The sequence below is a fragment of the Mesorhizobium sp. RSR380A genome, assembly GCF_054719385.1.
The window spans coordinates 2,669,691-2,696,059 of the sequence record NZ_JBTTIB010000001.1 but is presented as its reverse complement, the minus strand read 5'-3'; the positions used below and the strand labels follow the sequence as shown (position 1 = coordinate 2,696,059).

Sequence of the window (26,369 nt, the reverse complement as noted above, 5' to 3'; positions counted from 1 at the left end):
ATCAATCCATTGTTTTGAAAAGAATTTTCAGTTGACCGCCCCCCATTTATGCGGAAGCTGACCGGCGCAACAGTCCGATCACAGTGATTTGTTCCGTGACACGATCATACAAGAAAAAACGCGATCGCAATGCAGCCGGCGCAATTTTGCCGAAAGGGCTGCGTGTGCTGGTGGTTCGGGCGAGGCCGGGCAACCCCAGCCAGGGGATATTGCAGGCCGGCAGCAAGGTGTTTGCCTGTGCGCTCGGACGCGGCGGCATCTCGGCCAATAAGCGCGAAGGCGACGGTGCGACGCCGCTTGGCGAGATGCGGATTTTGTCAGGATATTTTCGGGGCGATCATTTCGCGGCCGGCCGCAAAACCCGGCTGGCGATGGCGCCGATCGGCGCCGATCTCGGCTGGTGCGAGGTGCCGGACGACCGCAACTACAACCGGCCGGTGAAAATCCCTTATGGCGCCAGCCATGAGCGAATGCGGCGCGACGACCGCCTCTATGACGCCTGCCTGGTGCTCGACTGGAACATGGCGCCGCGCCGGCGCGGCCGCGGCAGCGCCATCTTCTTCCATCTGGCGCGCCCAGGCTTCACACCGACGCAAGGCTGCGTGGCGGTGACGGCGCGGACAATGGCGCGGCTGTTGCCGCTGGTGTCGGACCGGACGGTGGTGAGGGTGGTGAGGTAGGGAGTAGGGAGTAGGGAGTAGGGAGTAGGGAGTAGGGAGTAGGGAGTAGGGAGTAGGGAGTAGGCTGGTGTCGGCGCCGTTTCAATCCTTCACTACTCACTACTCACTACTCACTACTCACCATTGCCTAACGCCTTCTCGGCTTCTGCCACCCAGTGTCCAGCAATCCAAGCCGGCCGAGTTCCCGGTCCACGGCCCGCGTCACGTCCTTGCGCTGCGCGCCGACATCGCGCAGCTGGCGATCCGACAGATCCTCCACGTCCTGGCGCGGCAGGTTGACGGCGACTTTCGCCTGGCGAAGCCAGTCCGTTACGGCATGGAACCAGTTCGAGCGAGCTGCTGGCGAGTTCAAAACGAAGATGGACATGATGCGCTCCGTGTTCCGCCGGATATCAAATCCGGCTTGATGGTGTTTCGATGGATGCATCATGCCGCATTGAAATCCATAAGAGAAACGAGTAGTTCTTTTCGGATCGTCAAGTTTTATTTGAGGATACGGTGATGTCCCGTCTGTTGCCCGGAACGCGCGCGCTGAGGACTCTGGAAGCCGCCGCCCGCCACCTCAATTTCACCCGCGCTGCCGACGAGCTCGGGCTGACGCCGGCGGCGGTCAGCCACCAGATCAAGGAAATCGAGGATCAGCTCGGGCTGGTGCTGTTCACGCGAACCAGTCGTACCATCCGGTTGACCGAGGCAGGTACGGTGCTGTTCGAGGCCTCGATCGATGCGCTCGACCTGCTCAACCGGGCGGTGTCGCGGGCGCGCAAGCTGACGCGCGGCACGGCATTGCTGAAGGTAACGCTCGACGCGCAGTTCGCGTCAAAATGGCTGATGCGGCGCGTCGATGATTTTCGCAAACTTCAGCCCAGTATCGAACTGAGGTTCGACATCGGCTACGAAGTGCGCGATTTCGAACTCGACGACGTCGATGTCGGCATCCGGTTCGGGGTCGGCAAGTATCCGGGGCTTCGCGCCCATCGCCTGTTCGACAACATCCTCATTCCGGTGTGCAGCCCGAGCCTGCTGACCTCCGGCCCGCCGCTGCGCGAACCGCGCGACCTCTTCAACCACACGCTTGCCCATATCGAATGGTCGCGCCAAGGCGTGACATGGCCGAACTGGCGCATGTGGATGGCGGCGGCCGGCATCAACGATTTCGACGACAGTCGGACTATCGTGTTTGGAACCTCTACCGATGCCGTGCAGGCGGCGCTCGACGGCAATGCCGTGGCGCTCGCCGAGTTCGCCATGGTGGCAAACGACCTTTCCCAGGGAAGGCTGGTGCAGCCCTTTGAACTCGGTCTGCGCGTGGGGCCGGAGTTCGGCTACTTCCTGGTCTATCCCGAGAGCACTGCCAACGATCCGCGCATCATCGCTTTCCGTGAATGGATCCTCGACGAAGTCGCCAGGACGCAGACCTGACGACTTCTGCAGGCCTCAGCCGGCGACCGGCGTCCCGAACCAGCCGATCACCGCGCCGATGATCAACAGCACGCCGAGCCAGTGGCCGCCGTCGATCAGGGTCAGGTCCCAGCCGAAATTCTCATAGCGATGGTTGGCCGTCAGCGTCGTGGCAACGAAACCCAGCCAGAGGACGAAGCCGAAGACCAGCCCTACGACAAGGACCGGCTCGCCGCCCGTCATCGCGCCGACGACCAAGGCCAAGACCAGCGCCATGATCAGCTCGGCGATGAAGGAGATGATGAAGGGCAATATTGATTTCTTTGACGTTGACGGATCGATCCTGGCCGCCCTCATCCAAGGCTTGCTGAGGGCCGTGTACCAGACGGCGCCAAACAGCCACGCCGCGACGGCCGCGACAGCCACCGCCAGCCAGTTCACCACTGAAAAATCCATAAAGTCCTCCCCTCAAGCATGCAGCCCAAAGCCTGACGGTTCTGGGATAACGACATGCGTATTCTTCAAATCAATGCGCGATGGAACGCCTGTTCGGCAATGCCGTCAAGCGAAGCGCCACACCGTGGTGCGCTTGACCAGGGTGTCCTCCAGCGCCCGCGTCACCGCCACTTCGTAGACGGCGAGCGGCTCCAGTCCCGCCTTCGGCATGTAGGAGCGGCCCGGATCGCCGACGAGGATGTCAGCGCCGCGCGCCTTCAGTGTCGAAAACCACGGCATCAGCGTGTCGGCGAAGGATTTGTCGTAGAAGACGTCGCCGGCCAGCACCACGTCCCAGCCGGCGTCGGTGCCGATGCAGTCCGTGCCGCAAAAGTCGATGGCAACGCCATTGGCCTCTGCGTTGAGGCGGATCGCCGTTTCGCAGAACGGGTCGATGTCGGCGGCGATCACGTGCGCCGCACCCGCCTTGGCGGCGGCGATGGCGACAAGGCCGGAGCCGGAGGCGAAGTCGAGCACGCGTTTGCCCCGCACATCCGACGGATTGTCCAGCACGTAACGGGCAAGGCCCTGACCGCCGGCCCAGGCAAAGGCCCAGAACGGCGGCGGCAGGCCGATTTCAATCAGCTCGTTCTCCGTGCGCTGCCAGAGGTCATGCGCTTCGTCGGCAAGATTGAGGACAATCTCCGGCACATGCGGCGGCGACATAAGCGCCGTGTTGTCGAGAATGAACTTTTTCGCGCTGTTCGGCGTGAGGACCGTCACGGAGCCGGCGTCAGGCCGCCCATGCGGCAGACTTCCTTCCATTCGGCCGGCGTCACCGGCTGTACGGAAAGCCGTCCAAGCCGCACCAGCGCCATCTCGGCAAGCTTCGGATTGGCCTTGACCTGCTCCAGCGTCGGCGGGTCCGGCACGTCCTTGAAGGCGCGGATGTCGACGCATTCCCAGCGCGGATCGTCGGTGGTGCTGTCGGGATGGGCAAGCCCGCAGACTTCGGCAATGCCGACGACGTTCAGCCCTTCATTGGAGTGATAGAAGAAGCCGAGATCGCCGATCTGCATCGCCTTCATGTTGTTGCGCGCTGCATAGTTGCGCACGCCGTCCCACTGCGTGCCGGCCTTGCCCTTGGCCTTCAGCGCCTCGAAGGAGAAGACCGAAGGTTCGGATTTGAACAGCCAGTAGTTCATGTCTTTGCTCCAACTACTATTTTTTGCGCAATTCCGGACGGAAAACCGTTCCACACTTTTCCTGGGATCGCTCTAGGCGCCGTCGGAACTAACTAGCCGCCGGCTTGTTGAAGGTCCAGTTCCACTGGCGGATTTCGACACTTTCGAACAGCCCGGCCTTGGCATAGGGGTCGGCAGCCGACAGCGCCTGCGCACCGGCGAGATCGGGCGCTTCGACGACGACGAGGCTGCCATTGGGCTTGCCCTCGGCGTCGAGGAACGGGCCGGCAAAGGCCAGTTTGTTGTCGGCATTCAGGCCTTCGAGAAAGGCGACGTGGACCGGCCGCGTGTCGACCCGCACCTGCAGGCTGCCTGGCTTGTCCTTGCAAATCAACGCAAACAGCATTTTTAAAACTCCGTTTTGGGATTGCGACAACAGCTCGCTTGAACTGCCGAAATCGCGGTTTTGCTTTTATGCCGGCTTCGGGTCAATGCCAAATGACGATCTCTCGACGCATTGAATCTCCGCTATGGCTCAAGCCAAGGCGTTGAAATAGTTGACAGTCCTGGGTTGATGAAAATCACAAACGCAACCCGCTTCGCCGAAAGAGTGGACGAACGCGACAGGCTGCGTCGCGCACCACAACAGCGCACCAGCTTTGCTTGCCGCCGCCTATAAAAACGCTACCGAGTATTTCGTAAATTCAAAAATAATCAATTTTCGATACGCAACACTCCAGCAAGTCAATTGTGAAATGGGCTGGTCTGCTCAGAACGCCTGAATAGAGGACGCAATGGAGAGCATCGCGCGCAACACGACGGTTCGGATCGACGACGTCGCGCTTGCTTTCACGGCCGGCATGGGGACCGAGCGTGTTCTCGTCTCTGCAATCATTCCTTGCCTGAACGAGGAACTGACGCTCGGCATCTGCATTCGCAAAGCCTTCAATGCCTTCTCGATGCGCGGCATCAAGGGGGAAGTCGTCGTTGGCGACAATGGATCCGCGGACAAGTCGGTGGAGATTGCGCAAAAGCTGGGAGCGCGGGTCGTTCATCAGCCGGTAAAGGGCTATGGCGCGGCAATCAGTGCCGCGGTCGAAGCGGCCGAAGGCAAATATCTCATCATGGCGGATGCCGATGATTCCTACGATTGGAGCCAGCTCGGCGATTTCGTCGATGCGTTGGAACAGGGTGCGGAACTTGTGATGGGCGACCGGTTCGCCGGCGGGATCCAGCCGGGCGCCATGCCATCGTTGCATCGCTACCTCGGCAATCCTGTCCTTTCCACCATCGCTCGCTGTTTGCACAACTCTCCGGTCCGCGACTTCCATTGCGGCATGCGCGGTTTCACGCGCGAGGCATTTCTAAAAATCGGCGCGCGCTCGCCAGGGATGGAATTCGCTTCGGAAATGATCATCAATGCGCATCGCGCCGGGCTCGCCATTCGTGAAGTGCCGATCAAGCTCTACCCCGACAAGCGCAACCGCGCGCCGCATCTGCGTTCCTTCCGGGACGGTTGGCGACATCTGCGGCTGATCATAGCCCATGCGCCCGATACCATGTATCTCGTGCCTGGGCTGACCTTGTTGATCGCTGGCATTGCCGGCCTTGCCGTTCTCGCGGCTGGGCCTGTTCGCATCGGCGGATGGTACTTTGGAATTCACTTCGTCGCGCTTTCGGCCATGGCGACGTTGATTGGCCTTTCAGCGATCCTGTTCGGTATGCTGGCAAAGGTGGCAATCGCCATCTACCACCCGGTCTACAGCGGTCGAATTGTGCCATGGCTGACGCGCGGCCGGCCTTTGGAATGGCTGGTTTTTTCCGGTGGCGTACTCGCGGCAACCGGCTTCGCGGCCGATGTGTCACTCGCGCTACATTGGATTCTTGTTGGCGGCCCCATGGAGCAATCGGTGCACCTGACCTTTGTAGTCACCACCATCTGCGTGGCCGGCATGTCGATGGTGCTGTCCGGCTTCGTGCTCAAATTGCTGCTTGATACGTTGAGTAGCAGACGTGAGCTCTAGCCCTCCAGCAGCCTTGCGAGCGGAAATTCAAGCGGCAAGCCGCGCGGCCGCAAAGCCTTTTCTGTCGGTTGTCATGCCGGTCCATGACGGGGCGGCATGGATTGGAGCGACACTTGACTCGCTTGCTGCAGAGCCGAGCGATGGCCTGGAGATAATCATTATCGACAGCAGCCCGACAAACGCCACTTCCGCCATTGTCGAGCGATTTCTCCACCGGCCGGCCTTCCGGCTGGTGCGGCGAAAGGATCTTGCGCCCTGGCAGTCGAAGACCAATCTGGGCGTTGAGCTGGCCGCCGCCGACTATGTCTGCATACTCCACCAAGACGACCTTTGGTTGCCCGGGCGCATCGAGGCCACGCGACGCTGGCTCGAGGACCTGCCCGAAGCAGCGCTTCACTTGGCCCCGACTGCGATCGTCGACCGCCACGGCCGGCGAATGGGATGCTGGAACTGTCCCTTGCCGAGCGACAAGGTGCTCGAATCCGACTTCTTGCTGGAACGGCTTCTCGTACAGAATTTCGTGTCCGTGCCTGCTCCGATATTTCGTCGGAATGCGTGGCTGGCATGCGGGGGTATGGATGAGAGGCTCTGGTATACGGCTGATTGGGATATATGGGCGAAGCTCGCCGTTGCCGGACCCGTCATTTATCACCAGGAGATAACCACGGCCTTCCGGGTTCATGGCGATTCGCTGACCGTAACCGGATCGCGCGATGCGAACGAATTCCGTTCGCAAATGCAGACTGTCCTGGAGCGCCATTTGGACCGGCTTTCGGCGCGCAGCCGGCGCCGGATCGAATCTGCTGCTCGGGCATCGATCAGCGTTAATGTGTCGCTGGCGGCTGCGTCAGCCGGCGACTTGAAGGCCTTGCTTCGAGCCGCTTGTATTATGCTGTCGCTCGGGCCGACGGGATTGAGGCGCTATTTGCGCGATTCGCGGCTGCGTGAGCGTGTCATGTGCCGGCTTCGCGCGAAACTGACAGGAGCTTTCTGAGGCAATGTCCAGCTCTGTCAGGATCGCCGACATCCCAGTGGACCAGAGCGAAAGACCGCTTCTGGAACGGGGATGGCGGTACATTGTGGTGGGAGCGATATGCGCAATTGCGCACAATGTCATCATGATTACGGTCGATCAGCTGGGCAGGCACTACCTGCTGGGCATCATGATTTCATTCCTGGCGGTGACGCCGACCGGCTACGCTCTGCACAGCTGGTTCACCTTCGGCAAACCGCTGCGCTTCAAGGCATTTGCGCGTTTTGCGGCAGGCGTGGCTGCGGCCTACCCGATCTCGGTAGCCATGATGGTGCTTCTCTGTTCCTGGCTTGGCCTTGGTGTTGCGATTGCGTCTCCGATCGCCACCGTCGCATTGCTCATCTGGAACGTTGTCGTTGCGCACCTGGCGATCTTGTCACGGTTCAATCTGCGGCCCGCCACCGCGCCGACGGCATCGTCTCGCCCAGCCACACAGCAATTTGCGGGAAACGAGGAATAAGAATGTTACCGCCAGGTCAGATCATACGCAGGGCTCTTGGCCGCCATTTCAAGCCGGTCGGAGACGTCTACCGTCGTGTTTTCGTCAATCTCAATGTAATCGCGGATTTTCTCGATCGCGAATTGCCGAACGGCGCGAAGGTTTTGGATATCGGCGGCGGTGATGGAGCGCTTGTCGACCGGCTGCTCGATCGGCGCCCCGACCTGACGGTTACGATGTGCGATCTCGCCCCTTCGATCGGTGCGTTTCTAAGCAACGCAAATCGGGCAAAGGTCGAACTTCTGCCCGCGACGGACCTTTCCAGCGTGCAAGGGTCTTACGATGTCGTCACGATTTCCGACGTCATTCATCATGTACCGGTCGATCGGCGCGACGCGTTCTTCAAATCGCTGGCCGCCGGTTGCGAACGCTGGGCCTGCCGGAAGATCATCTTGAAGGACATCGAGCCTGGTGGAATACGCGCCACCTTGTCGCTTCTTGCGGACCGGCACATTACCGGCGACAAGCATGCCGTCTTGTTTTCGCGTTCGGACTTCGCGGCCATGGCAAGGCGGCATTTCCCGACGGCAAAGAGAGCTTCGGCGTCACCGGACCGGCCGAATTATTGTGAACTGCTCAGCTGGTAGCAGATGGGTAGATCCTGGCGGGTCGCTAGAACGTTTCACCGTTTCACGGAAACGGCGAACCGCTCTATCTCTTTGTTTTTGCGCAATTCCCAAGGGAAAGCGCTACGCGCTTTTCCTGGGAAAACCGATCACACTTTCCTGGAATTGCTCTTGGCGATAAGCGCTGGTCAACGACACGCTATTTGGTCGCGATGGTGCCGAGCATGCTGGCGATCCGGTGACTCTCCGGGCGATCGACCAGAAATTTGTCGATAAACTTCAACGGGAATGTCAGCGTCAGGATCGCGGCTTTCGCTACCATGTAGCGGGTTCGGTTCTCTCGACCGACAACGACGCCGATGTATTCGGACAGGATGTTGACGATCGCGCTTGTCGGCCCTTGATGCGTCTGGACCTCTACCCTTGCGAACCGCTGCAGAAGCTGCTCGATCCCGTCCTTTGTGAAGTTGCAGTAGTGGGCGGGATAGCCGTGATAGGGGAACAGGAAAGGGTTGATGCAGAGCAGCTTCCCACCCGGCTTCAGGACACGGAACACTTCATCGACGACCGCTACCGGATTGGGAACATGCTCGATCACGCTGTCCAGAATGACGACGTCGACGGAATCGCTCGCAAGCGGCGTGTGCTCGATATTCGCGACCAGATCGACGTTCGGGGTGGGGAACAGGTCAATGTTGAGAACATCGGGGCGGACGCGCCGTGCGCCGGAGCCGAACTCAACGATCATTGAGTCCTGAGGTATCGAGGCAAGAAACGAATTCAGCGTGTCGTGCGGTGAATATTCGCTGGTGATGACCTGCTTCAGCGAATTGTAGAGACGGGCGCGCGTACTGGTACCGGCATACGCCTCTTCATGGAAGCTCGCGTCGAAGCCCTCCCTCACCGGCGACTCGACAAAGAACGGAATGCCTTTGTGCACGGGATAGGGGGCAGGGCAAGATTCGCAGGTCAGGGCAACCGGGCTTGTGCCAAGCCTGGAATAGCAGACTGGGCAGACGAGGCCCGATGCCATCTTGGGTTGTAGCACGCGATGTCCTTTCAAGCCTCCGCATTGTCGCAGAAGGCTGGCTGCCGTGTTTGAACATAACCCTTCTTAACAAGCAAAAGGCTAACAGCGGCTAAAGTCCCCTGCGTATAGACAGGCTGGAGCGGAGCGCTGCAAGAATCCGAAGCGCGACGGCTTCAGTTCCGCACAGTCTCGGAAAATTAACCGCGGTGGAACCATGCTTCGCCAAGCGGAGCTGCCGGCCTCGAAGTTGTTGTCTGAGGATGAAGGGCGTTGCGCCCAGCGAGGCAGCACGCCTGGCGTTGGTCTGCCTGGGCACGATCGAGGGGGTTGTCTTGAATACGCAGGAGCCGGGACCAAACAAGCTGTTCGCTCTCGGGCAGCGCCCAACAACAACTTTTCTGCATATCCTGATCGCACTCAAGATCATCTTGCTGTTCGTTCTGGCTTGGAACATCCGCTTCGTCATGGATGAATTCGTCCAACTCGGATGGGCGAAATATTTCTCCAACGGCCTGTTCGATACGATCTGGCATCCCAAGGCGGTCGGCTATGCGGCTTTTTATGAGATTGCTCATCTGATCGGCTGGAATGCCACGTCGATTCTGCTTGCTGGCCGCATGCAGACTGCGTTGCTGGCCTGCGGGACGATCTCTTTGGTCTACGCATGCGCTCGCGCTCTGGGCGAGGATCGCGTGCGCGCTTTGACGATCGTCCTCGTTCTCCTGTGCTTTTCGAATTTCATGGAGCGCATCTTTCGTACCATCGCCGAACCGCCGGCAGTGTTCTTCGCCGTGGCGGCGTTGCTGGTTGTCCTGCGCGCACCTGGGTTGAGGGCAAGGCAGCTTGTTGTCGCCGGCATGCTAAGTGGCCTTGCCTTCGTCATCACTCAGAAATCGGTCTACTTCAACGTTGCGCTCGGCATCGGCCTTGTTGCTGACGCAGCCTTGATGAGACGCTACGCAACAGGGGCGGTTCGCGGAGGGTGGCTCGTGCTTGGATGGGCCGTTCCGATAATGGTCTATTGCTTGATCTTCGGTGGAGGCGCCCCTGTTCTCGCGGCCAAAAACCTTATACTTGGCCCGGTCGAGATTGCGACGCGTGGAGGCGGTGACTACGGGGGACTGAGGCAGTTCGTGTTACAGACACTGGCGCGGAACGCCCTTCTTTACGGGATCTGTTTCTCCGGTATGGCCCTGTCACTGATGCGGATCATGAAACTCGATGGTCGAAGGCGAATTGCGCTGATCTTTTCACTCGTCATCACGGTGCTGGTATTCACGCACGACCAGCCCTGGCCTTATGTCTTCATCATGGCGTTGCCGTTCGTTGCGCTCTGGTCGTTGGAGCTTCTCGACAGCACCGCAACCCACGCGCGCTACCGGGTTCCTGTCCTCGCGGTGCTGATCACAGCCATCGCCATGAGCTACGCGAGCAATGTCGTTTACCTACGCCTCAACAATCAGACCCAGCTTGAACTGGTCTCGCGCGCGGAATCTTTGCTCGCACCGGATGAGAAGTATTTCGACGGCATCGCCATGCTGCCCAATCGACAGGAGCCCTCCACACTCTGGCTCGACCAGCATTATGTCTTGAAAACATTGCAGGAAGGCAGGCAATCGGAAGCCTACAAAGTTCTCTCGGATTCCCCGCCCAAGATGGTCCTCTGGTCATATCGCATGGATTTAATCGATACCGTGATCGCGCCTCTCATCCGCGACAGCTACGTTCAGATCGCTCCCAACGTCAGAATGGCTGGTCGTCGCCTCTATTCCGGTCGTCCGGTCGTTTTCAAGGTGCCTGTCGCCGGACGATACAGCCTGTACACGACCAGCGGGGAGCTTGCAGACGGCGAGGTCGAGATAAACGGCACCTCGCATTCTTCGCCCCTATCCTTGGAGGCAGGTACCAGCGACGTTGTCCTGCGCAACGGTCCAGCCGAGGCACTGCTGCTGCCGGAAGGTCACTATGAAAACCGCATCGTGCCTGGCGGGGACAATACCGAGCTGTTCACGGGAGTTTACAATTAAATACCGGTTTCGGTCTTCAGCGGCCGGGTCATCAATGCCGTGACAGCCTGCCGAATGGTGATCGTGCCGTCCAGTATCGCCGACACCGCAGCGATGATCGGCGCGTCGATGTCGCGCTCGGTGGCGATGCGGGCGGCGATCGCCGCCGTCGGCACGCCTTCGGCGAGCGGCAGTCCGGACAAGGGCTTACCTTGCCCCAGCGCCAGCCCATAGGCGAAATTGCGCGACTGGGCGGAAGAGCAGGTGAGCAAAAGGTCGCCGAGGCCGGAAAGCCCCATCAGCGTCTCCGGCTTGGCGCCGAAGGACGCGCCGATGCGGCGCAGTTCGACGAAGCCGCGCGTCACCATGGCGGCCTGCGCGCTGGCGCCGAGCCCGGCGCCGGTGACGGCGCCAGCGGCAATGGCGAAGACATTCTTCAAAGCGCCGCCGATCTCGACGCCGATCAAATCGTCGCTGGAATAACAGCGCAGATTCTGCGCCGAAAAGCGCGCGGCAAGCTCGGCCGCCAAGGCGTCGTCGCGTGCAGCAACCACGACAGCGGTCGGCAGACCCCTGGCGACGTCGACGGCAAAGCTGGGACCGGACAGGGCCGAAACCGGAGTTTCGGGCAGAATCTCATCAACGATCGCCGACAGCAGCGCGCCGGTGTCGCGCTCAATGCCTTTGGCGCAGAGAACCAGCGGGATGCCTTTCGGCATATGGGGCTTTGCCGTCGTCAGCATGGCGCGCAGCGCCTGCGCCGGCGCCACGGCCAGCGCGCAATCGGCATCGGTCAGGGCCGTGCCGATATCGCTCGTCGCCGCAATGCCTGTTTCAATGGCGATGCCGGGGAGATAACGCGAGTTCTCGCCGCGGCGGATCGCGGAAACCGTCTCTTCGTCGCGGGCGTAGAGCCGGACATCGTGACCGGCGCGCAGCATCGCCAGCGCCAGCGCCGTGCCCCAGGCGCCGCCGCCGAGCACGGCGACGCGCCAGCCGGTTCTGTCCCTGCCGCTTGTGTTGCCGGCGCTCATGCTTTTGCTCCGCGCCGGCCGGAGCCGACCATCGGGGCCGAAATGCTGTCCAGCGGCCAGCGCGAACGCGGCACGAAATCGAAGCCGTTCTCTTGCGACAGGCCTGCCCGCAACCGCTCGATGCCGGCCCAGGCGATCATCGCCGCATTGTCGGTGCAAAGCTTCAGCGGCGGCGCGACAAAGGCGAAGCCGGCCTCGGCGCACTGCTTCTGCAGCGTCGCCTTGATCGCTCTGTTGGCGGCGACGCCACCGGCAACGACCAGCGCCGGCTCGGCCTTGTCCGGGAATTCGTCGCGGAAGCGGGCCAGCGCGCGGGCCACGCGGTCGCCAAGTGCGTCGGCTACCGCCGCCTGGAACGAGGCGCAGATGTCGGCGACATCCTGCTCGCTTAGCGGCTGGATGGCGGTCGCCGCCTGGCGCACGGCGGTCTTGAGGCCGGAGAAGGAGAAATCGGGCTGCGCCGAGCCCCTCATCGGCCGCGGAAAGGCAAAGCGCGTCGCATCGCCGGACATTGCCGCCTTTTCGACGTTCGGGCCGCCGGGATAGGGCAGGCCGAGCATTTTGGCCGTCTTGTCGAAAGCTTCGCCGAGCGCGTCGTCGATGGTCGTCGCCCAGCGTTGGTAGTCGCCGACGTCGCGCACGGCGACGATCTGGGTGTGGCCGCCGGAAACCAGCAGCAGCAGATAGGGAAAGTCGAGCCCGTCGGTCAGCCTTGCGGTCAGTGCGTGGCCTTCCAGATGGTTGATGGCGATCAGCGGCTTGCCGGCGGCCGCTGCAATCGCCTTGGCCGTCATCAGGCCGACGATCAGCCCGCCGACCAGGCCGGGGCCGGCAGTAGCGGCAATGGCGTCGATGTCGGCCAGGGCTACGCCCGAATCCGCAAGAGCGGCCTCGACAATGCCGTCCAGCGCCTCGACATGGGCACGCGCGGCGATCTCCGGCACGACGCCGCCGAAGGCGGCGTGCTCCTCGATCTGGCTGAGCACGATGTTGGACGCAATCACCGGCACGGAATCGCCGTCCAGCGTCACCACGCTGGCGGCGGTCTCGTCGCAACTCGTCTCAATGCCCAGAACGCGGATCAATTCGTCGCTGTCTCCAGAGATTGTGTCGCCGGACTTTCCTAGTTAGTAGAGGCGGGCCTCGCTAGGGAGAGCGCCGGAAACGCAAAGCCAGCCGGGGGTTATCACGGACCGCGCGCCATGCAAACTTTGAAAATAGGAACACGCGGCAGCCCGCTGGCGCTCGCCCAGGCGCATGAGACGCAGGCGCGGCTGATGGAAGCGCATGGCATGCCGGCGGAAGCCTTCGAGGTCGTCGTCATTTCGACCAGCGGCGACCGCATCCAGGACCGGCCGCTGTCGGAAGCCGGCGGCAAGGGGCTGTTCACCAAGGAAATCGAAGAGGCGCTGCTGGCCGGCACGATCGATATCGCCGTGCATTCCTCCAAGGACATGCCGACAGTGCTGCCGGTCGGGCTGGAGCTGTCCGCCTTCCTGCCGCGCGAGGATGCGCGGGACGCCTTCATCGGCAAGGCGGTGGAGCGCATTGTTGATTTGCCGCAAGGCGCCAAGGTCGGGTCGTCTTCGCTCAGGCGTCAGGCGCTGATCCGGCGCATGCGGCCGGACCTAGACGTGGTCATGTTCCGCGGCAATGTGCAGACCAGGCTGCGCAAGCTGGAGGAAGGCGTCGCCGAAGGCACGATCCTCGCTTATGCCGGGCTGAAGCGGCTCGGGCTCGGCCATGTCGTCACCGATCTGATGCCGCTCGATGCTTTTCCGCCGGCGCCGGGACAAGGCGCAATCGGCATCGAAACCCGCATCGGCGACAGCGAGGTCGAAAAGATGCTGGTGGCCATCCATGATGTGCCGACAGGCCAGGCGCTGGCCTGTGAGCGCGCCTTCCTGGCGGCGCTCGATGGCTCCTGCCGCACGCCGATCGCCGGCTATGCGACGATATCGGGCGGCAGGCTGGTTTTCGCCGGGCTGATCATTTCGCCCGATGGCACGCAATCGCATGAGGTCAAGGCCGAAGGCTTGGCGCTGGATGCCGCTGACATCGGCACGGACGCGGCCAGGATGGTGCGGGTCAAAGCGGGCGAAACCTTCTTCGACGGCTGGGTCTGATATGCGTGTCCTGGTGACGCGGCCGCAACCTGGGGCGTCGCGAACCATGCGGCGGCTGCAGGAATTGGGATTTGAGCCGCTCCTTCTGCCGCTGACCGAAACGGTGACACCGCGGGTTGGCGCCGATGCTGCGAGCGACAATGCCGTGGCCGTCGCTGTGACCAGCGCAAATGCGGTGCGGCATGCGCCGAAAGAACTCATTCGTGCGCTCGCCGCCTTGCCTTGCCATGCCGTCGGACGCAGGACGGCTGAAGCGGCACGTTCGACAGGGTTCTTGTCGGTCAGCGAAGGGGCGGGCGACGCCGAGCGGCTGGCCGAGGCGATTGCTGCCGGCCTTTCCGGCAAGGCGGTCGTCTATCTCACAGGGCGCGTGCGGTTTCCGGCATTCGAGGCGCGGCTGCGAAAGGCCGGCGTCGAGGTCCGCACCGTCGAAACCTACGACACGATTTCGCTCGATTATTCCGATGCTGAAATCCGTACACGCCTGTCCGATCAGGCGGTCGACGCGGTGCTGCTCTATTCAGCCAAGGCGGCGGCAGCGTTGCAGGCCTTGGCCAGCCGGGCGGAACTGCGCGATCTCTTTGAAAACATGCAGGCTTTTGCGCTCTCCGAGCGCGTGGCAGCGGCGTTTGACAATGCCGCCGGCAAAAAAATACGCATTGCGCGGGAACCGCAGGAGGAGGCGCTGCTTGAGCTGTTGCACCGCGGCGACTGAGCGCCGTGTCATCACGCCGCCCCTTTTCACCTGATGATGATGTGCTAGACCATTTTTCAAACCATCACGCGCCGTCGGGCGCCCAGACGAAGCAGGATTGCGGAGCCCAGGCATGGTCAAGACGCCGAAGATGCGACATTCGAAAAGCCACCGCGAGCCGGTGACCATCGAACTCGAACCCGGCGCTGTCTCGCGCATTGCCGATGCGGATGCCGCCAAGACGGATGTCGCCAACTCGGACGACGCCGGGGCCCCGGCAGGGTCGGTTGCGGCCGAGGATGCCGCTGCCATGGCCAATGCGCAGCCGGAGACGCCTGACGAGCCCGTTCATGCCGATCAGGCCGATCTCGAGCCGTGGGAGCACTCCGATGCCGCGGCGCAGGCCGCTCCCGAAAGCGCCGATGCGAAGGCGTCCACCCAGGCGGAGCAGCCTTACCCCACCGCTTCGGATGCGCCACCGCGCGCCAGAACCTCCGACTACAGTTTCGAGGATGCCTCGCCCAAGCCGGGTGCACCCAAGGAAACCCCAAGGACAGCCGGGAACCAGCCCATGGCCGCGCAACCGAAGCGCACGAACGGCATTGCCGCCGGCATCATCGGCGGTGTCATCGCGCTGGCTGCCGCCGGGGGGCTGCAGTTTGCCGGCGTGCTTGGCGCTCCGGGCTCAGGGGCGGGCACGGTCTCGCTCGACGGCGTCAATGGCGAGATCGCTTCGCTGAAGCGCGAAATCGCCGACCTCAGGGAAGCCAGCGGCAATGGCGCCGCAACGGCCAAGGTCGACGGGCTGTCTTCGGCGCTGGATCAGGTCAAGGCCGATGTCGCATCGCTGAAATCGGCGGTCGAAAGGGGCGGCGCCGGCGACAATGCCGGGCTTGCCTCGCTTGGCGACAAGGTCAAGCAGATCGAGACCGCGGTCGCCGCCCTTGGCCAGGCCGGTGGTGCAGCGCCCGTCGATCTCGCGCCGCTCAATGAAAGACTGGCGGGCCTCGACGCACTGGTGAAATCGGCCGGTGAGGCAGCCAAGACGCAGGAAGGCAAGATCGCCGCGCTGGAGCAGTCGGTGACGCAGCTCGCCGGCAAGGTCGATGCGCAGGCCTCGCAGCCAAAGATCGCGATGGCCATCGCCGCTTCGGCCTTGAAGGCGGCGCTTGACCGCGGCGCGCCGTTCGCCGCCGAGTTGGAGACCTTCGCAGCGATCTCGCCCGATGCACCGCAGATTGCGGCGCTGCGCCCCTACGCTGAAAAGGGCGTCCCGACCCGCACCGAGATTGCCGGCGAGGCCGACGCCGCGGCCAATGCGATGGTCGCGGCGGCGACGCCGGTCGATGAAAATGCCGGCTTCTTCCAGAACCTTTTGTCGAGCGCCGAATCGCTGGTCAAGGTTCGGCCGATCGGCGCCGTCGAAGGCGCCGGCGCGCCGGAAACCGTGGCGCGCATCGAAGTGGCGGTCAATCAGGGCGACTACGCCAAGGCGCTCAGCGAATACGCAACGCTGCCGGATGCGGTCAAGGCCGCCGGCGCCGACTTTGCCGGCAAACTGAAGGCGCGCATCGACGTCGAGACGCAGGTCGACGCGCTGATTGCAGGTGCGATGAAGGCATGAGGACGACACGATGATCCGCATTCTCATCTTTCTCGGCGCCGTCTTCGCCCTCGGTCTTGGCTTTGCCTGGCTGGCCGATCGTCCCGGCGAGATGGTCGTCACCTTCAACGGTTACCAATACCAGGTCAGCCTGATGGTGGCTGCGGTGGCGATCGTTGCCGTCGTCGCAGCGGTGATGATCGTCTGGTGGCTGATCAAGTCGCTGTGGAACAGCCCATACACGATCTCGCGCTATTTCCGCGTGCGCCGCCGCGACCGCGGCTACCAGGCGCTGTCGACCGGCATGATCGCAGCCGGCGCCGGCGACGGCGCGCTAGCCCGCAAGAAGACCAAGGAAGCCGCCAAGCTGATCCGCTCCGACCAGGAGCCGCTGATCCAGTTGCTCGAAGCGCAAGCCTCGCTGCTCGAAGGCGACCATGAGGGCGCGCGCGAAAAATTCGAGGCCATGCTCGACGACCCCGAAATGCGGCTGCTTGGCCTGCGCGGGCTCTATCTCGAAGCCGAACGGCTCGGCGACCGCAACGCCGCGCGTCACTATGCCGGGCGCGCCGCTTCCGTCGCACCGCAACTGGCTTGGGCCGCCGAATCGACGCTGGAGGATCTGACCGGGCGCGGCGACTGGGACGGCGCGCTGAAGCTGGTGGAGGCGCAGAAGTCGACCAGGCAGATCGAACGCGACGCCGCCAATCGCCGCCGCGCTGTGCTGTTGACCGCCAAGGCGCAGGCGCTGACCGACAGCGACCCCAATGCAGCCAAGGCAGCGGCACTCGAGGCAAACAAGCTCGCGCCCGATTTCGCGCCGGCCGCGGTTGCAGCCGCCAATCTTCTGTTCAAACAGAACGATGTGCGCAAAGGCTCGAAGATCCTTGAGGCAGCCTGGAAGGCGGAGCCGCATCCCGAGATCGCCGAGCTCTACACCCATGCAAGGCCGGGAGATGCCGTGGTCGATCGTCTCAACCGGGCGAAGAAGCTGCAGGAGCTGAAGCGCAACAATGCCGAATCGTCGATGACGGTGGCGCGCGCCGCGCTCGATGCGCAGGATTTTTCCACCGCCCGCCGCGAGGCGGAAGCCGCGATCCGCATGGATCGCCGGGAAGGCGCTTACCTGCTGCTGGCCGATATCGAGGAGGCAGAGACCGGCGACCAGGGCAAGATCAGGCAATTGCTGTCCAAGGCGGTCAGGGCGCCGCGCGATCCGGCCTGGGTCGCCGACGGCGTCGTCTCCGAACGCTGGGCGCCGGTATCGCCGGTCAGCGGCAAGCTCGACGCTTTCGCCTGGCGCGCACCGATGGAGCGGCTGGGCCAGCTCATCGACAGCCATGAAGACGAAGCCGATGTGCCGGTGCTTGCGGCACCCGCCAAGCCGGCAAAGGAAGCCGAAGTGATCGATCATCCCGCCGTTGCCAAGACGATCAGCGAGGCGCCGACCGAGCCGAAGCCCGCTGTGGGCGATGACCAGGTCACGCCGGTCACCGCCGCCGCTTTCGCCGCAATACCAAACGACGCCGAACCCGTCGAACCTGCCGAGGAACTGGCGCGGCTGCCCGACGACCCCGGCGTCGACCCCGATGACGAAGCGGAGAAGTCACCGCGCCGCTTCCGCCTGTTTTGATCCCTGAAGCATGATCCCAAAAAGTGGATACCGGTTTTTGGAAAAGATCATGCTCCCATAATGTGAAGTGAGCACCATGTTCGAACGCGTCCTGGCCTTTCTGAAAGACCTGCCCTCCGGGGCTGGGGCTCGCGCCAATGCGGACGATCCGCGCGTTGCGGCGTCGGCTTTGCTCTATCATGTGATGAATGCCGACGGCGTGCGCCAGGATGTCGAGTGGGAGCGGTTCAAGCAGGTGCTGGCGCAGAGCTATTCGATCAGCGGCGACGAGCTCGATGCACTGGCTGCCGCCGGCGAGCGCGCCGACAATGAGGCGATCGACCTCTATGCCTTCACCAGCGTCTTGAAGCGCCATCTCGACGCCGAGGCGCGCAAGGCTTTCATCGGCCTGATGTGGGAAATCGTCTATGCCGACGGCGAACTGCATGAACTGGAGGACAACACCGTCTGGCGCGTTGCCGAACTGATCGGCGTCGAGCGCCAGGATCGCGTCGAGGCGCGCCGCAAGGCGGCGGCCGCCGCGCCCGACGCCAGCGGAACGTCGAGCGACGAATAGGATTCCGCCTTTCCATGCCGCCCAGACCGAGCTCGAAACCAAAAGTCCTGATCGTGCTGCATCAGGAGACTTCGAGCCCCGGCCGGGTTGGCCACATGCTGCTCGAGGAAGGTTTCGACCTCGACATCCGCCGGCCGCCTCTCGGCGACAGCCTGCCGGAGACGCTGGAGGGACACGCCGGCGCCGTGGTGTTCGGCGGGCCGATGAGCGCCAATGACGAAGATGAGTTCGTCCGCCGCGAGACCAACTGGCTCAATGTTCCGCTAAAGGAGAACCGGCCCTTCCTCGGCATCTGCCTTGGCGCGCAGATGCTGGCCAATCATCTCGGCGGCAAGGTCGAGGGGCATGGCGAGGGGCTGGTCGAGATCGGCTGGTATCCCCTGAAGCCGACCGAAGCCGGCAAGAAGCTGCTGCCTTGGCCCGACATGGTCTACCAGTTTCACCGCGAAGGCTTTTCGCTGCCCAGGGATGCGACGCTGCTGGCGACGGCGGAAACCTACCCCAACCAGGCTTTTCGCTATGGCGACAATGCCTGGGGCATCCAGTTCCATGGCGAACTGACCCGGTTGATGATGCAGCGCTGGGTGGTGCGCGGCGCGCACCGTTTCGAATTGCCCGGCGCGCAGCCCGGCCGCGACCATCTCGGCGGCCGGCTGATCTGGGATATGCACCTCAAGCGCTGGCTGAGCGAATTTTTGAGCCTGATCTTCGGCAAGCCTACTGAGGGATAGAGCAAAATCCAACTACTCTGAACGGCCGAGCTTGCCCAAAGACGACTTACCTCTGGGAGGCGTGTACGATGGATCCGGGACCTTAGCCCGTTCCCGCAGATTTGGATTGCGCCCCAAACACTCCGATGGATCGAAAAACTCCGTGGCGCATTTAAGCTTCGGCTAATAACGGCCCCAGGAGAGAACCAATGAAGAAGACGCTGCTCATTTTGAGCCTACTCATTCCGCTCGCGGCATGCTCCCGCACCGAACAAGGCGCTGCCGTCGGTGGTTTGGGTGGCGCAGCTGTAGGCGCAGCAGTGGCCGGCGACCCGGTAAAAGGGGCGGTTGTTGGCGGGGCGGTCGGAGCGCTGGCCGGGGCGGTCATCGGGCACGCCAGCGAAGCCGGCCAGTGCAGATATCGCGGTCGGAACGGTCGAGTTTACGTTGCTCAGTGCCCGGACGGCTACTGATCTCAAAGACGCGTGATCTCTTTCGATCACGCGTCTTTTCGGGGTAGGATAACTGAATGGCATATAACAGCAAAAGACTGCGGGCTTTCTGGTTCGCCGTTGTCAGCGCTGTCGCGATAAACGCCGAACTTTCGACCGCGGCCTTGGCCGCACCTGTAGAAGCGAAGACGATTGCCGATCACTTCTCATCGGTAAAGTCCATGTCCGGGGACTTTGTCCAGTCGGGCCCAAGAGCGGAAAGGACCAAAGGGAAATTTTTCCTCCAGCGGCCGGGCAAGATCCGGTTCAACTATGCAGGCCAATCAGGGGTCAGCGTAATTTGCAGATGGAAAATCCTTGGTGGTCTATAACAAGAAGCTCAAGACATCGCGGCTTTATGCTCTCTCGAAGACGCCGCTCAAGCTGCTCCTCGACAATCAGGTCAACTTTTCCGGCAATCGCCTCAAAAGTATCAAGGACGATGGCGCCCAGGTGATCATCAGGCTGGCCGACAAGTCGGCCTTCGGCAATTCGAATATCACTATGGTGTTTGACAGGGAATCGCTCGATCTACGCAGATGGACCCTGACTGACGAGAGGGGCCTTACCTCGACAGTCACCATATCCAACGTGAAGCAGGGCGTTCGCGCTCCTGCGGGCACCTTCACTATCGACTATGCCGCAAACCGTGAATTCAACACCAAAACGAAATAGTCGGCAGCGCCACGAACTGCCCGTGTAACACTACTCGGCGGCCGTCTCCGACGGCACCTCTGCCGGTGCCGAAGGCTCGGCCTCGGCATGCGGCTTGCGCCGTGAAAACAGCGACCTTAGCGTGACGTAGAACACCGGCGTCAGGAACAGGCCGACGAAGGTGACGCCGAGCATGCCGGAGAACACCGCGGTGCCGAGCGACTGGCGCATTTCCGCGCCCGGGCCTGTCGCGATCATCAGCGGCACGACGCCGAGGATGAACGAGAAGGCGGTCATCAGGATCGGCCGCAGCCTGAGCCGGCAGGCTTCGACGGCAGCCTCGGCGGCCGACAGGCCGCGTTCCTGCGCCTGCCGCGCGAATTCGACGATGAGGATCGCGTTCTTGGCGGCAAGTCCGATCAGCACGATGAGGCCGATTTGCACGAGGATGTTGTTGTCCAGCCCTCGGAACGACACGCCGAGCAACGCCGCGAGCACGCCGAGCGGCACCACCAGCACGATGGCGAACGGCAGCACCCAGCTTTCATATTGCGCCGCCAGCGCCAGGAACACGAACAGCACCGACAGTCCGAAGATATAGACAGCGGCATTGCCGGTGTTGCGCTCCTGATAGGCGAGTTCGGTCCATTCGTAGGAGGTACCGGCCGGCAACGTCTGTGCCGTGATCGCTTCCATCTTGGCAAGCGCATCGCCGGTGGAAACACCGGGCGCGGCGTTGCCCTGCAGCGGCACGGAGACGTACATGTTGTAGCGCTGGACCAGCGCCGGGCCGGTGACGTCGCGGATCTCGATCAACGTGCCCAGCGGAACCAGCGCGCCGGTCGCCGAGCGCACCTTCAGTTTCAAGATGTCGGCGCGATCGAGGCGGAACGCCTGGTCGGCCTGCGCGCGCACCTGGTAGACGCGCCCGAAAGCGTTGAAGTCGTTGACGTAGGCGGTGCCCAGATTGATCGACAGCGTCTCGAAGATGTTGGGGATCGGCACGTTCAGGATGCGCGCCTTGTCGCGATCGATCGCCAGGAAGAATTGCGGGCTGGACGCGGAGAAGGTGGTGAACACGCCGGTCAGCCCCGCCGTCTTGTTGGCCTTGCCGGCAATTTCATAGGCAAGCGCCAGGATCTGCCGCATGTCGGCGCTGTTGCGCTCCTGGATCTGCAGCTTGAAGCCGCCGGCATTGCCGACGCCGCGGATCGGCGGCGGCGGCAGTGCGATAATGAAGGCTTCCTTGATGCTTTGCAGGCTGCCGAACAAATTGCCGATGACCTGGGTCGCGGACTGGCCGGCTTCCAGTCGCTCGTCAAACGGCTTGAACCTGGCGAAGATCACGCCCGCGTTGCTGGCATTGGTAAAGGTGGCACCGGAGAAGCCGGCGAAGGCGACCGCGTAGTCGACGCCCGGCGTTTTCTGGATGATCTGCGACGCCTGCTGGATGACGGCATCGGTCCGCGATAGCGAGGCGCCGTCCGGCAACTGGACGACGACGATCGCATACCCCTGGTCGAGCGACGGAATGAAACCGCGCGGCACCGTCTGAACCATATAGACCGTGGCGTAGATGAGGGCCGCGAAAACGGCCAGCGTGGCGGCCATCGCTATCCGCGAGCCGACCAGCACGCGCACGATGCTCGAATACCAATGGGCGACCTTGTCGAAGCCGCCATTGAAGCCGTCGGCGAGCGCCCGTCCGAACCGCGCCAGGAAAAAGCGCGGCGGCGCCGCAGCAGTGTGGTGCGGCTTGAACAGCAGCGCGGCCAAGGCCGGCGAGAGCGTCAGCGAATTGAATGCCGAGATCGCCGTCGACACCGCGATGGTGATCGCAAACTGCAGGTAGAACTGCCCGGAAATGCCGGGAATGAAGGCTGTCGGCACGAACACCGCTATCAGCACCAGCGAGATCGCGATGACCGCCGTTCCGACTTCGTCCATGGTCAGATGCGACGCCGGATTGGGCGCCAACCCCCTGGCGATATTTCGCTCGACGTTCTCGACCACGACGATCGCATCGTCGACGACGATGCCGATGGCCAGAACGAGGCCGAACAGCGTCAGCATGTTGAGGGAGAAGCCGGCGGCGTAAAGCACCGCCAGCGTGCCGATCAGCGACACCGGGATGGCCACGATCGGCACGATCGCCATGCGCCACGATTGCAGGAAGACGATGATGACGATGATGACCAGCACCATCGCCTCGAGGATCGTCTTGTAGACCTCCTGGATCGACTCGGCGACGAACTCGGTCGGATTGTAGACGATGTCGTAGCTCAATCCCTTCGGGAAGTCCTGGGAAAGCTCCTTCATCTTGTCCTGGATCTCCGCGGCTGCGGCGAGTGCATTGGTGCCTGGCCGCTGGAAGATGGCGAGCGCCACCGCCGGTTTGCCGTTGAGATAGGAGTTGGTGACGTAATCCTTGGCGCCGAGCTCGATGCGCGCCACGTCCTGCAGCTGGATCAGGCGGCCGTCTTCGGCCGATTTGACGATCACGTATCGGAAGTCGCGTGCGTCGTTGAAGCGGCCTTGCGTGGTGACCGTGTACTGGAACGCCGTGCCGGTATTGGTCGGCGGCGCGCCGATGGAGCCGCCCGACACCTGGACATTCTGGTCGCGCAGCGCCTGCACCACATCGCCCGAGGTCATCCCCAGGGCGGACAGTTTTTCCGGATCGAGCCAGATGCGCAGCGAATATTCGCGTTCGCCGAAGATGATGAGGTCGCCGACGCCGTCCAACCTGAGCAGTATGTCGCGCACCCGCGAGCGGGCGTAGTTCGAGACGTAGAGCTGGTCGTAGGTATTGTCGGGCGACAGCATGTGCACGACCATCATCAGGTCGGGCGAGCTCTTGATGGTGGTGATGCCGAGGCGGCGGACTTCTTCGGGCAGGCGCGGCTCGGCGACCGACACGCGGTTCTGTACCAGCACCTGCGCCTGGTCGAGATCGGTGCCTAGCTTGAAGGTGATGGTCAGCGCCATCGCCCCGTCGCCGGACGAATAGGACGACATGTAAAGCATGCCCTCGACGCCGTTGATCTCCTGCTCGATCGGCGTTGCCACCGTCGCTGCGACCGTCTCGGCGTCGGCGCCCGGGTACTGGGCGCGAACGACGATGGTCGGCGGCGCGATCTCGGGATATTGCGCGATCGGCAGCTGGGTATAAGCAATCCCGCCGAGGATCAGCAGGACGATCGAAACGACCGATGCGAAGATCGGACGGTCGACGAAGAAATGGGCGAACCTCATTGCTGCAACCCGGCGGTGTCGACCTTGGGCGGCAACGTCACCATCTCGACTTTCACCTTGGTGCCGGGCCTGGCGTGCATCAGCCCATTGACGATGATCGTCTCGTCGCCGGTCAGGCCCGCGCGGATCACCCGGTAGCCGTCGAGAAGCGGGCCGGTGCGCACGGGCTTCGCCGACACCATCCCAGCCTCATCCACCAGGTACACGATGCGGCGATCCTGATCGGCGCCGACCGCCTCGTCGGGCACCAGGACGCCGCTATGCGGCAGCGACCCCGGCACGTTGATGCGCCCGAACATGCCTGGCTGGAGAACGCCGTCGGCGTTGGCAAACCTTGCACGCACCCGCATGGTGCCGGTCGCGTTGTCGATCCGGTTCTCGGCAAAATCGAGCTTGCCCCTGAATACCGCCTCCGCGCGGTCGGCGACGCGAACCACCACCTCGAGCCCGCCGGCGCCTTCCTGCATGCTGCCGCCGCGCTCCTTCGCGTCGCGGGCGTAGCTGAAATACAGGCGCTCATCGACGTCGAAATAGAAGTCGATCGGATCGCGCGTGACGATGGTCGTCAGCAAGGTGGAATCCGGCTGCACGAGGTTGCCGACCGACACCAGCCGGCGGTCGATGCGGCCGGACAAGGGCGCCTTGATCTCGGTGAACTCCAGGTTCAGGTTGGCCGTCGTCAGCGCCGCCGTCGCGCCCTGCATCTGCGCCTGCGCCGAAAGGTATTCCCGCCGGCGGTCGTCGACCGTCGCGGCCGAGATATTGCCGGTCTTGGCGAGCTCATCGGCGCGATCCAGCTGCATCTTGGAGAATTCGAGCAGGGACTTGGCGACGTCCACTTGCGACTTGGCGGCATCGTAGGCCGCCTGGTACGGACGCTGGTCGATGGTGAAGAGCAGGTCGCCCCTGTTGACCAGTGCGCCGTCCTGGAAGCTGATCTTGTCCAGATAGCCGCTGACGCGCGAACGGATGGCGACCTCGTCGACGGCTTCGAAGCGCCCGACGAACTCGTCGTCTTCGACGATTTCACGCACCACCGGCTTGGCCGCCGTCACCACCGGCAGCTGCTGGTCCTGCGCAAACGCGTTGCTGCTGAAAGCCATACCGAGCAGGAATGCCACTGGGACGGCGGAGCGGGCCAGCCAGCCGACCGATCGGCTGGGTCGCCCGCTTGCGTCGCGATGCGATTGCCGATTCCCTGAAGTGTCCATTTGCGTCCCCGCTAGCTGGACCCGGAGGTCGGGTGGTTCTCTTCTATATTAAGGTTTCTCGTCGAGACCAGAGCACTGCAGTATTGTGCATGGCAACATAATCATTTTCCATATGGACTAAAATGTCCACCCTGTGGCTGCCCCGCCATCTGGCTAGTTCGCCCAGAACCGGCCCATCCGCTTCCGGCCCATCTCAGCCGTCATCGGCGCAAGCTGATTTGGACCGAGCGCCGGATCCTGCGGCTTACTCGATCAGTTGCGGCTGTTGAGATGCCGCACCCTTCGCAGTTGCGGAAACAGCACCGCCCACAGTCCGGCGACGGCAATCGCACCGACGCCGCCGATCACCACCGCCGGCACGGTGCCGATCAGCGCCGCCATGGTCCCGGCGCGGAACTCGCCGACTTCGTTGGAGGCGCCGACGAAGACCTGGTTGACGGCGTTGACGCGGCCGCGCACCTCGTCGGGTGTCCACAGCTGGATCAGCGTCTCCCGGATATAGACGCTGAACATGTCGGTGGCGCCGAGGCCGGCAAGGGCCAGGATCGACAGCCAGGTGATGGTCGAGACGCCGAACAGCACGGTGAAGGCGCCGAACCCGGCGACGAAGCCGAGCATGATCTTGCCGGCACTGTCGCGCAGCGGATGCCCGGCAAGCCAGACCGCGACACAGATGGCGCCGATGCCGGGCGCCGAGCGCAGCAGGCCGAGGCCCCACGGGCCGAGTTCCAGAATATCGCGGGCATAGACCGGCAGCAGCGCCGAGGCACCGGACAGAAGCACGGCGAAGAGGTCGAGCGAGATGGCGCCCAGGACGATCTTCTCGCTCCAGATGTATCGGAAGCCGGCAAACAGCGTCTCCATCGTCGGCTTGTCGGTGGCGCTCTGCTGGGCCGGTTTCGGAATGGTGAAGATCAGCAGACCGGCCACCAGCATCAGCACGGAGGCAACGGCGTAAGCGGCTTCGGCCGAGACGCCATAGAGCAGGCCGCCGGCGACCGGGCCGACAATGGTCGCCGTTTGCCAGGCGGACGAGTTCCAGGCGATCGCATTGCCGAAATCTTCCGGCGGAACAAGGTTGGCGAACAGCGACGACGAGGCCGGCCCATAAAAAGCGCGCGCCAGGCCGAACATAGCCAGCACGATGAAGATCGGCAGCGGGCTGACGAGACCGCGCAGCGTGAAGTACAACAGGACAAGCGCACAACCTGCCTCGACTACCGTCGCCAGCGCCATGATCAGGCGGCGGCCGAAACGGTCGGCGACAACGCCGGTGACCAGCACCAGCAGCAGCGACGGCAGGAACTGGACGATGCCGACAATGCCGAGATCGAAGGGATCGCGCGTCAGATCATAGATCTGCCAGCCGACGGCGACGGACACGATCATAGTGGCGAAGGTGGTCAGGAAACGCGCCGCCCAATAGCTCAGGAAGGAGCGATGGCGGAAGGCGGCGTAACGCCGGTCAGGCGGTGTATGGGAATGGGATGTCATGGATACAGGCCCCGTTGCTTGCATTGGCCGGCGGGGCACTTCCCGGAAAT

General features: G+C 62.9%; 25 protein-coding genes and 1 pseudogene. 15 read left to right on the top strand and 11 right to left on the bottom strand.

Going from position 1 to position 26,369, the window contains the following annotated elements:
- Nucleotides 1–143 precede the first annotated feature (143 nt).
- Nucleotides 144–680 (top strand): L,D-transpeptidase family protein, encoded by a 537-nt coding sequence (locus ACYG9Z_RS13010; RefSeq protein ID WP_196813612.1) that lies wholly within the window; start codon nt 144–146, stop codon nt 678–680.
- Between the two features lie 127 nt (nt 681–807).
- Here ACYG9Z_RS13010 and ACYG9Z_RS13005 read toward each other — a convergent pair whose 3' ends face one another.
- Entirely contained in the window at nt 808–1,047 is a 240-nt protein-coding gene (locus ACYG9Z_RS13005) for a hypothetical protein (protein ID WP_023824350.1), read from the bottom strand.
- Nucleotides 1,048–1,181: 134 nt separating this feature from the next.
- Between ACYG9Z_RS13005 and gcvA the strand changes: the two genes are divergently transcribed.
- The gene (gcvA, locus tag ACYG9Z_RS13000; RefSeq protein ID WP_023683901.1) at nt 1,182–2,102 is read left to right on the top strand and encodes a transcriptional regulator GcvA; all 921 of its coding nucleotides are present in this window, start codon (nt 1,182–1,184) and stop codon (nt 2,100–2,102) included.
- A 15-nt stretch (nt 2,103–2,117) separates the two neighbouring features.
- Here gcvA and ACYG9Z_RS12995 read toward each other — a convergent pair whose 3' ends face one another.
- The 4 genes from ACYG9Z_RS12995 to ACYG9Z_RS12980 all read right to left on the bottom strand — a co-directional run bounded on the left by ACYG9Z_RS12995 (nt 2,118) and on the right by ACYG9Z_RS12980 (nt 4,106).
- Nucleotides 2,118–2,537, bottom strand: a complete 420-nt coding sequence (locus tag ACYG9Z_RS12995) for a DUF1761 domain-containing protein (RefSeq protein ID WP_023736794.1) — start codon at nt 2,535–2,537, stop codon at nt 2,118–2,120.
- A 105-nt stretch (nt 2,538–2,642) separates the two neighbouring features.
- Nucleotides 2,643–3,341 (bottom strand): class I SAM-dependent methyltransferase, encoded by a 699-nt coding sequence (locus ACYG9Z_RS12990; protein ID WP_023752692.1) that lies wholly within the window; start codon nt 3,339–3,341, stop codon nt 2,643–2,645.
- On the bottom strand, nt 3,296–3,721 hold the full coding sequence (locus ACYG9Z_RS12985) for an EVE domain-containing protein (RefSeq protein WP_023752691.1): 426 nt from the start codon (nt 3,719–3,721) through the stop codon (nt 3,296–3,298). The genes ACYG9Z_RS12990 and ACYG9Z_RS12985 overlap by 46 nt, the downstream gene beginning before the upstream one ends.
- A gap of 88 nt (nt 3,722–3,809) precedes the next feature.
- Nucleotides 3,810–4,106 carry a YciI-like protein gene (locus tag ACYG9Z_RS12980; RefSeq protein ID WP_023670486.1) on the bottom strand — a complete coding sequence of 99 codons (297 nt, stop codon included), beginning with the start codon at nt 4,104–4,106 and terminating at the stop codon, nt 3,810–3,812.
- Nucleotides 4,107–4,494: 388 nt separating this feature from the next.
- On the opposite strand from ACYG9Z_RS12980, the gene ACYG9Z_RS12975 reads away from it, so the two are divergent.
- Genes ACYG9Z_RS12975 through ACYG9Z_RS12960 form a run of 4 tightly spaced genes read left to right on the top strand, consistent with a single transcriptional unit; the run spans nt 4,495 to nt 7,843 of the window.
- A complete protein-coding gene (locus tag ACYG9Z_RS12975) occupies nt 4,495–5,724 on the top strand; it encodes a glycosyltransferase family 2 protein (protein ID WP_023683906.1) in 1,230 nt (409 codons plus the stop codon).
- Nucleotides 5,714–6,718, top strand: coding sequence for a glycosyltransferase (locus ACYG9Z_RS12970; protein WP_245259955.1), 1,005 nt, complete (start codon nt 5,714–5,716; stop codon nt 6,716–6,718). The genes ACYG9Z_RS12975 and ACYG9Z_RS12970 overlap by 11 nt, the downstream gene beginning before the upstream one ends.
- A 4-nt stretch (nt 6,719–6,722) precedes the next feature.
- Nucleotides 6,723–7,217: a GtrA family protein gene (locus ACYG9Z_RS12965; RefSeq protein ID WP_081726168.1), complete on the top strand. Its 495-nt coding sequence runs from the start codon at nt 6,723–6,725 to the stop codon at nt 7,215–7,217.
- A 2-nt stretch (nt 7,218–7,219) separates the two neighbouring features.
- Complete coding sequence (locus ACYG9Z_RS12960) at nt 7,220–7,843, top strand: class I SAM-dependent methyltransferase (protein ID WP_023683909.1); 624 nt, start codon at nt 7,220–7,222, stop codon at nt 7,841–7,843.
- 178 nt (nt 7,844–8,021) lie between these two features.
- On the opposite strand, the gene ACYG9Z_RS12955 is transcribed toward ACYG9Z_RS12960, so the two are convergent.
- On the bottom strand, nt 8,022–8,870 hold the full coding sequence (locus ACYG9Z_RS12955; protein WP_156931600.1) for a class I SAM-dependent methyltransferase: 849 nt from the start codon (nt 8,868–8,870) through the stop codon (nt 8,022–8,024).
- Between the two features lie 242 nt (nt 8,871–9,112).
- Between ACYG9Z_RS12955 and ACYG9Z_RS12950 the strand changes: the two genes are divergently transcribed.
- Nucleotides 9,113–10,879 carry a DUF7056 domain-containing protein gene (locus ACYG9Z_RS12950; protein WP_023752689.1) on the top strand — a complete coding sequence of 589 codons (1,767 nt, stop codon included), beginning with the start codon at nt 9,113–9,115 and terminating at the stop codon, nt 10,877–10,879.
- Here the strand turns inward: ACYG9Z_RS12950 and ACYG9Z_RS12945 are convergent.
- Together ACYG9Z_RS12945 and tsaD are read right to left on the bottom strand one after the other, a co-directional pair.
- Complete coding sequence (locus ACYG9Z_RS12945; protein ID WP_023683912.1) at nt 10,876–11,892, bottom strand: NAD(P)H-dependent glycerol-3-phosphate dehydrogenase; 1,017 nt, start codon at nt 11,890–11,892, stop codon at nt 10,876–10,878. The genes ACYG9Z_RS12950 and ACYG9Z_RS12945 overlap by 4 nt on opposite strands.
- Nucleotides 11,889–12,974: a tRNA (adenosine(37)-N6)-threonylcarbamoyltransferase complex transferase subunit TsaD gene (tsaD, locus tag ACYG9Z_RS12940; RefSeq protein WP_198020732.1), complete on the bottom strand. Its 1,086-nt coding sequence runs from the start codon at nt 12,972–12,974 to the stop codon at nt 11,889–11,891. The genes ACYG9Z_RS12945 and tsaD overlap by 4 nt, the downstream gene beginning before the upstream one ends.
- Nucleotides 12,975–13,094: 120 nt before the next feature.
- Here tsaD and hemC point away from each other — a divergent pair, with 120 nt between their 5' ends.
- The 8 genes and pseudogenes from hemC (at nt 13,095) to ACYG9Z_RS12900 (ending at nt 20,380) form a co-directional block, all read left to right on the top strand.
- Nucleotides 13,095–14,018, top strand: a complete 924-nt coding sequence (gene hemC / locus ACYG9Z_RS12935) for a hydroxymethylbilane synthase (protein ID WP_023683914.1) — start codon at nt 13,095–13,097, stop codon at nt 14,016–14,018.
- 1 nt (nt 14,019) lies between these two features.
- A complete protein-coding gene (locus ACYG9Z_RS12930; RefSeq protein ID WP_031244197.1) occupies nt 14,020–14,733 on the top strand; it encodes a uroporphyrinogen-III synthase in 714 nt (237 codons plus the stop codon).
- A gap of 112 nt (nt 14,734–14,845) precedes the next feature.
- Complete coding sequence (locus tag ACYG9Z_RS12925; RefSeq protein WP_023730221.1) at nt 14,846–16,336, top strand: COG4223 family protein; 1,491 nt, start codon at nt 14,846–14,848, stop codon at nt 16,334–16,336.
- Between the two features lie 10 nt (nt 16,337–16,346).
- Complete coding sequence (locus ACYG9Z_RS12920; RefSeq protein ID WP_460222824.1) at nt 16,347–17,948, top strand: heme biosynthesis HemY N-terminal domain-containing protein; 1,602 nt, start codon at nt 16,347–16,349, stop codon at nt 17,946–17,948.
- Between the two features lie 76 nt (nt 17,949–18,024).
- Nucleotides 18,025–18,504, top strand: a complete 480-nt coding sequence (locus ACYG9Z_RS12915) for a tellurite resistance TerB family protein (protein ID WP_023687738.1) — start codon at nt 18,025–18,027, stop codon at nt 18,502–18,504.
- A gap of 14 nt (nt 18,505–18,518) precedes the next feature.
- Nucleotides 18,519–19,235, top strand: a complete 717-nt coding sequence (locus ACYG9Z_RS12910; RefSeq protein WP_023752685.1) for a glutamine amidotransferase — start codon at nt 18,519–18,521, stop codon at nt 19,233–19,235.
- Nucleotides 19,236–19,423: 188 nt separating this feature from the next.
- A complete protein-coding gene (locus ACYG9Z_RS12905; RefSeq protein WP_023670477.1) occupies nt 19,424–19,687 on the top strand; it encodes a YMGG-like glycine zipper-containing protein in 264 nt (87 codons plus the stop codon).
- A gap of 56 nt (nt 19,688–19,743) precedes the next feature.
- Nucleotides 19,744–20,380, top strand: a pseudogene (locus ACYG9Z_RS12900) (LolA family protein).
- 30 nt (nt 20,381–20,410) lie between these two features.
- Here the strand turns inward: ACYG9Z_RS12900 and ACYG9Z_RS12895 are convergent.
- The 3 genes from ACYG9Z_RS12895 to ACYG9Z_RS12885 form a co-directional block, all read right to left on the bottom strand.
- Complete coding sequence (locus ACYG9Z_RS12895) at nt 20,411–23,614, bottom strand: efflux RND transporter permease subunit (protein ID WP_023752682.1); 3,204 nt, start codon at nt 23,612–23,614, stop codon at nt 20,411–20,413.
- Nucleotides 23,611–24,717 carry an efflux RND transporter periplasmic adaptor subunit gene (locus ACYG9Z_RS12890; RefSeq protein ID WP_023752681.1) on the bottom strand — a complete coding sequence of 369 codons (1,107 nt, stop codon included), beginning with the start codon at nt 24,715–24,717 and terminating at the stop codon, nt 23,611–23,613. The genes ACYG9Z_RS12895 and ACYG9Z_RS12890 overlap by 4 nt, the downstream gene beginning before the upstream one ends.
- A 360-nt stretch (nt 24,718–25,077) precedes the next feature.
- Nucleotides 25,078–26,319 carry an MFS transporter gene (locus ACYG9Z_RS12885; RefSeq protein WP_023670472.1) on the bottom strand — a complete coding sequence of 414 codons (1,242 nt, stop codon included), beginning with the start codon at nt 26,317–26,319 and terminating at the stop codon, nt 25,078–25,080.
- Nucleotides 26,320–26,369: the final 50 nt, after the last annotated feature.

Coding starts and splice junctions, on each gene's coding strand:
- ACYG9Z_RS12965 (WP_081726168.1), top strand. CDS start 6,723: ATGTCCAGCTCTGTCAGGATCGCCGACATCCCAGTGGACCAGAGCGAA.
- ACYG9Z_RS12890 (WP_023752681.1), bottom strand. CDS start 24,717: ATGGCTTTCAGCAGCAACGCGTTTGCGCAGGACCAGCAGCTGCCGGTG.
- ACYG9Z_RS12985 (WP_023752691.1), bottom strand. CDS start 3,721: ATGAACTACTGGCTGTTCAAATCCGAACCTTCGGTCTTCTCCTTCGAG.
- ACYG9Z_RS12980 (WP_023670486.1), bottom strand. CDS start 4,106: ATGCTGTTTGCGTTGATTTGCAAGGACAAGCCAGGCAGCCTGCAGGTG.
- ACYG9Z_RS12930 (WP_031244197.1), top strand. CDS start 14,020: ATGCGTGTCCTGGTGACGCGGCCGCAACCTGGGGCGTCGCGAACCATG.
- ACYG9Z_RS12885 (WP_023670472.1), bottom strand. CDS start 26,319: ATGACATCCCATTCCCATACACCGCCTGACCGGCGTTACGCCGCCTTC.
- ACYG9Z_RS13005 (WP_023824350.1), bottom strand. CDS start 1,047: ATGTCCATCTTCGTTTTGAACTCGCCAGCAGCTCGCTCGAACTGGTTC.
- ACYG9Z_RS12925 (WP_023730221.1), top strand. CDS start 14,846: ATGGTCAAGACGCCGAAGATGCGACATTCGAAAAGCCACCGCGAGCCG.
- ACYG9Z_RS12915 (WP_023687738.1), top strand. CDS start 18,025: ATGTTCGAACGCGTCCTGGCCTTTCTGAAAGACCTGCCCTCCGGGGCT.
- ACYG9Z_RS12905 (WP_023670477.1), top strand. CDS start 19,424: ATGAAGAAGACGCTGCTCATTTTGAGCCTACTCATTCCGCTCGCGGCA.
- ACYG9Z_RS12975 (WP_023683906.1), top strand. CDS start 4,495: ATGGAGAGCATCGCGCGCAACACGACGGTTCGGATCGACGACGTCGCG.
- hemC (WP_023683914.1), top strand. CDS start 13,095: ATGCAAACTTTGAAAATAGGAACACGCGGCAGCCCGCTGGCGCTCGCC.
- ACYG9Z_RS12945 (WP_023683912.1), bottom strand. CDS start 11,892: ATGAGCGCCGGCAACACAAGCGGCAGGGACAGAACCGGCTGGCGCGTC.
- ACYG9Z_RS12895 (WP_023752682.1), bottom strand. CDS start 23,614: ATGAGGTTCGCCCATTTCTTCGTCGACCGTCCGATCTTCGCATCGGTC.
- ACYG9Z_RS12920 (WP_460222824.1), top strand. CDS start 16,347: ATGATCCGCATTCTCATCTTTCTCGGCGCCGTCTTCGCCCTCGGTCTT.
- ACYG9Z_RS12995 (WP_023736794.1), bottom strand. CDS start 2,537: ATGGATTTTTCAGTGGTGAACTGGCTGGCGGTGGCTGTCGCGGCCGTC.
- gcvA (WP_023683901.1), top strand. CDS start 1,182: ATGTCCCGTCTGTTGCCCGGAACGCGCGCGCTGAGGACTCTGGAAGCC.
- ACYG9Z_RS12950 (WP_023752689.1), top strand. CDS start 9,113: ATGAAGGGCGTTGCGCCCAGCGAGGCAGCACGCCTGGCGTTGGTCTGC.
- ACYG9Z_RS12990 (WP_023752692.1), bottom strand. CDS start 3,341: ATGGAAGGAAGTCTGCCGCATGGGCGGCCTGACGCCGGCTCCGTGACG.
- ACYG9Z_RS12960 (WP_023683909.1), top strand. CDS start 7,220: ATGTTACCGCCAGGTCAGATCATACGCAGGGCTCTTGGCCGCCATTTC.
- ACYG9Z_RS12910 (WP_023752685.1), top strand. CDS start 18,519: ATGCCGCCCAGACCGAGCTCGAAACCAAAAGTCCTGATCGTGCTGCAT.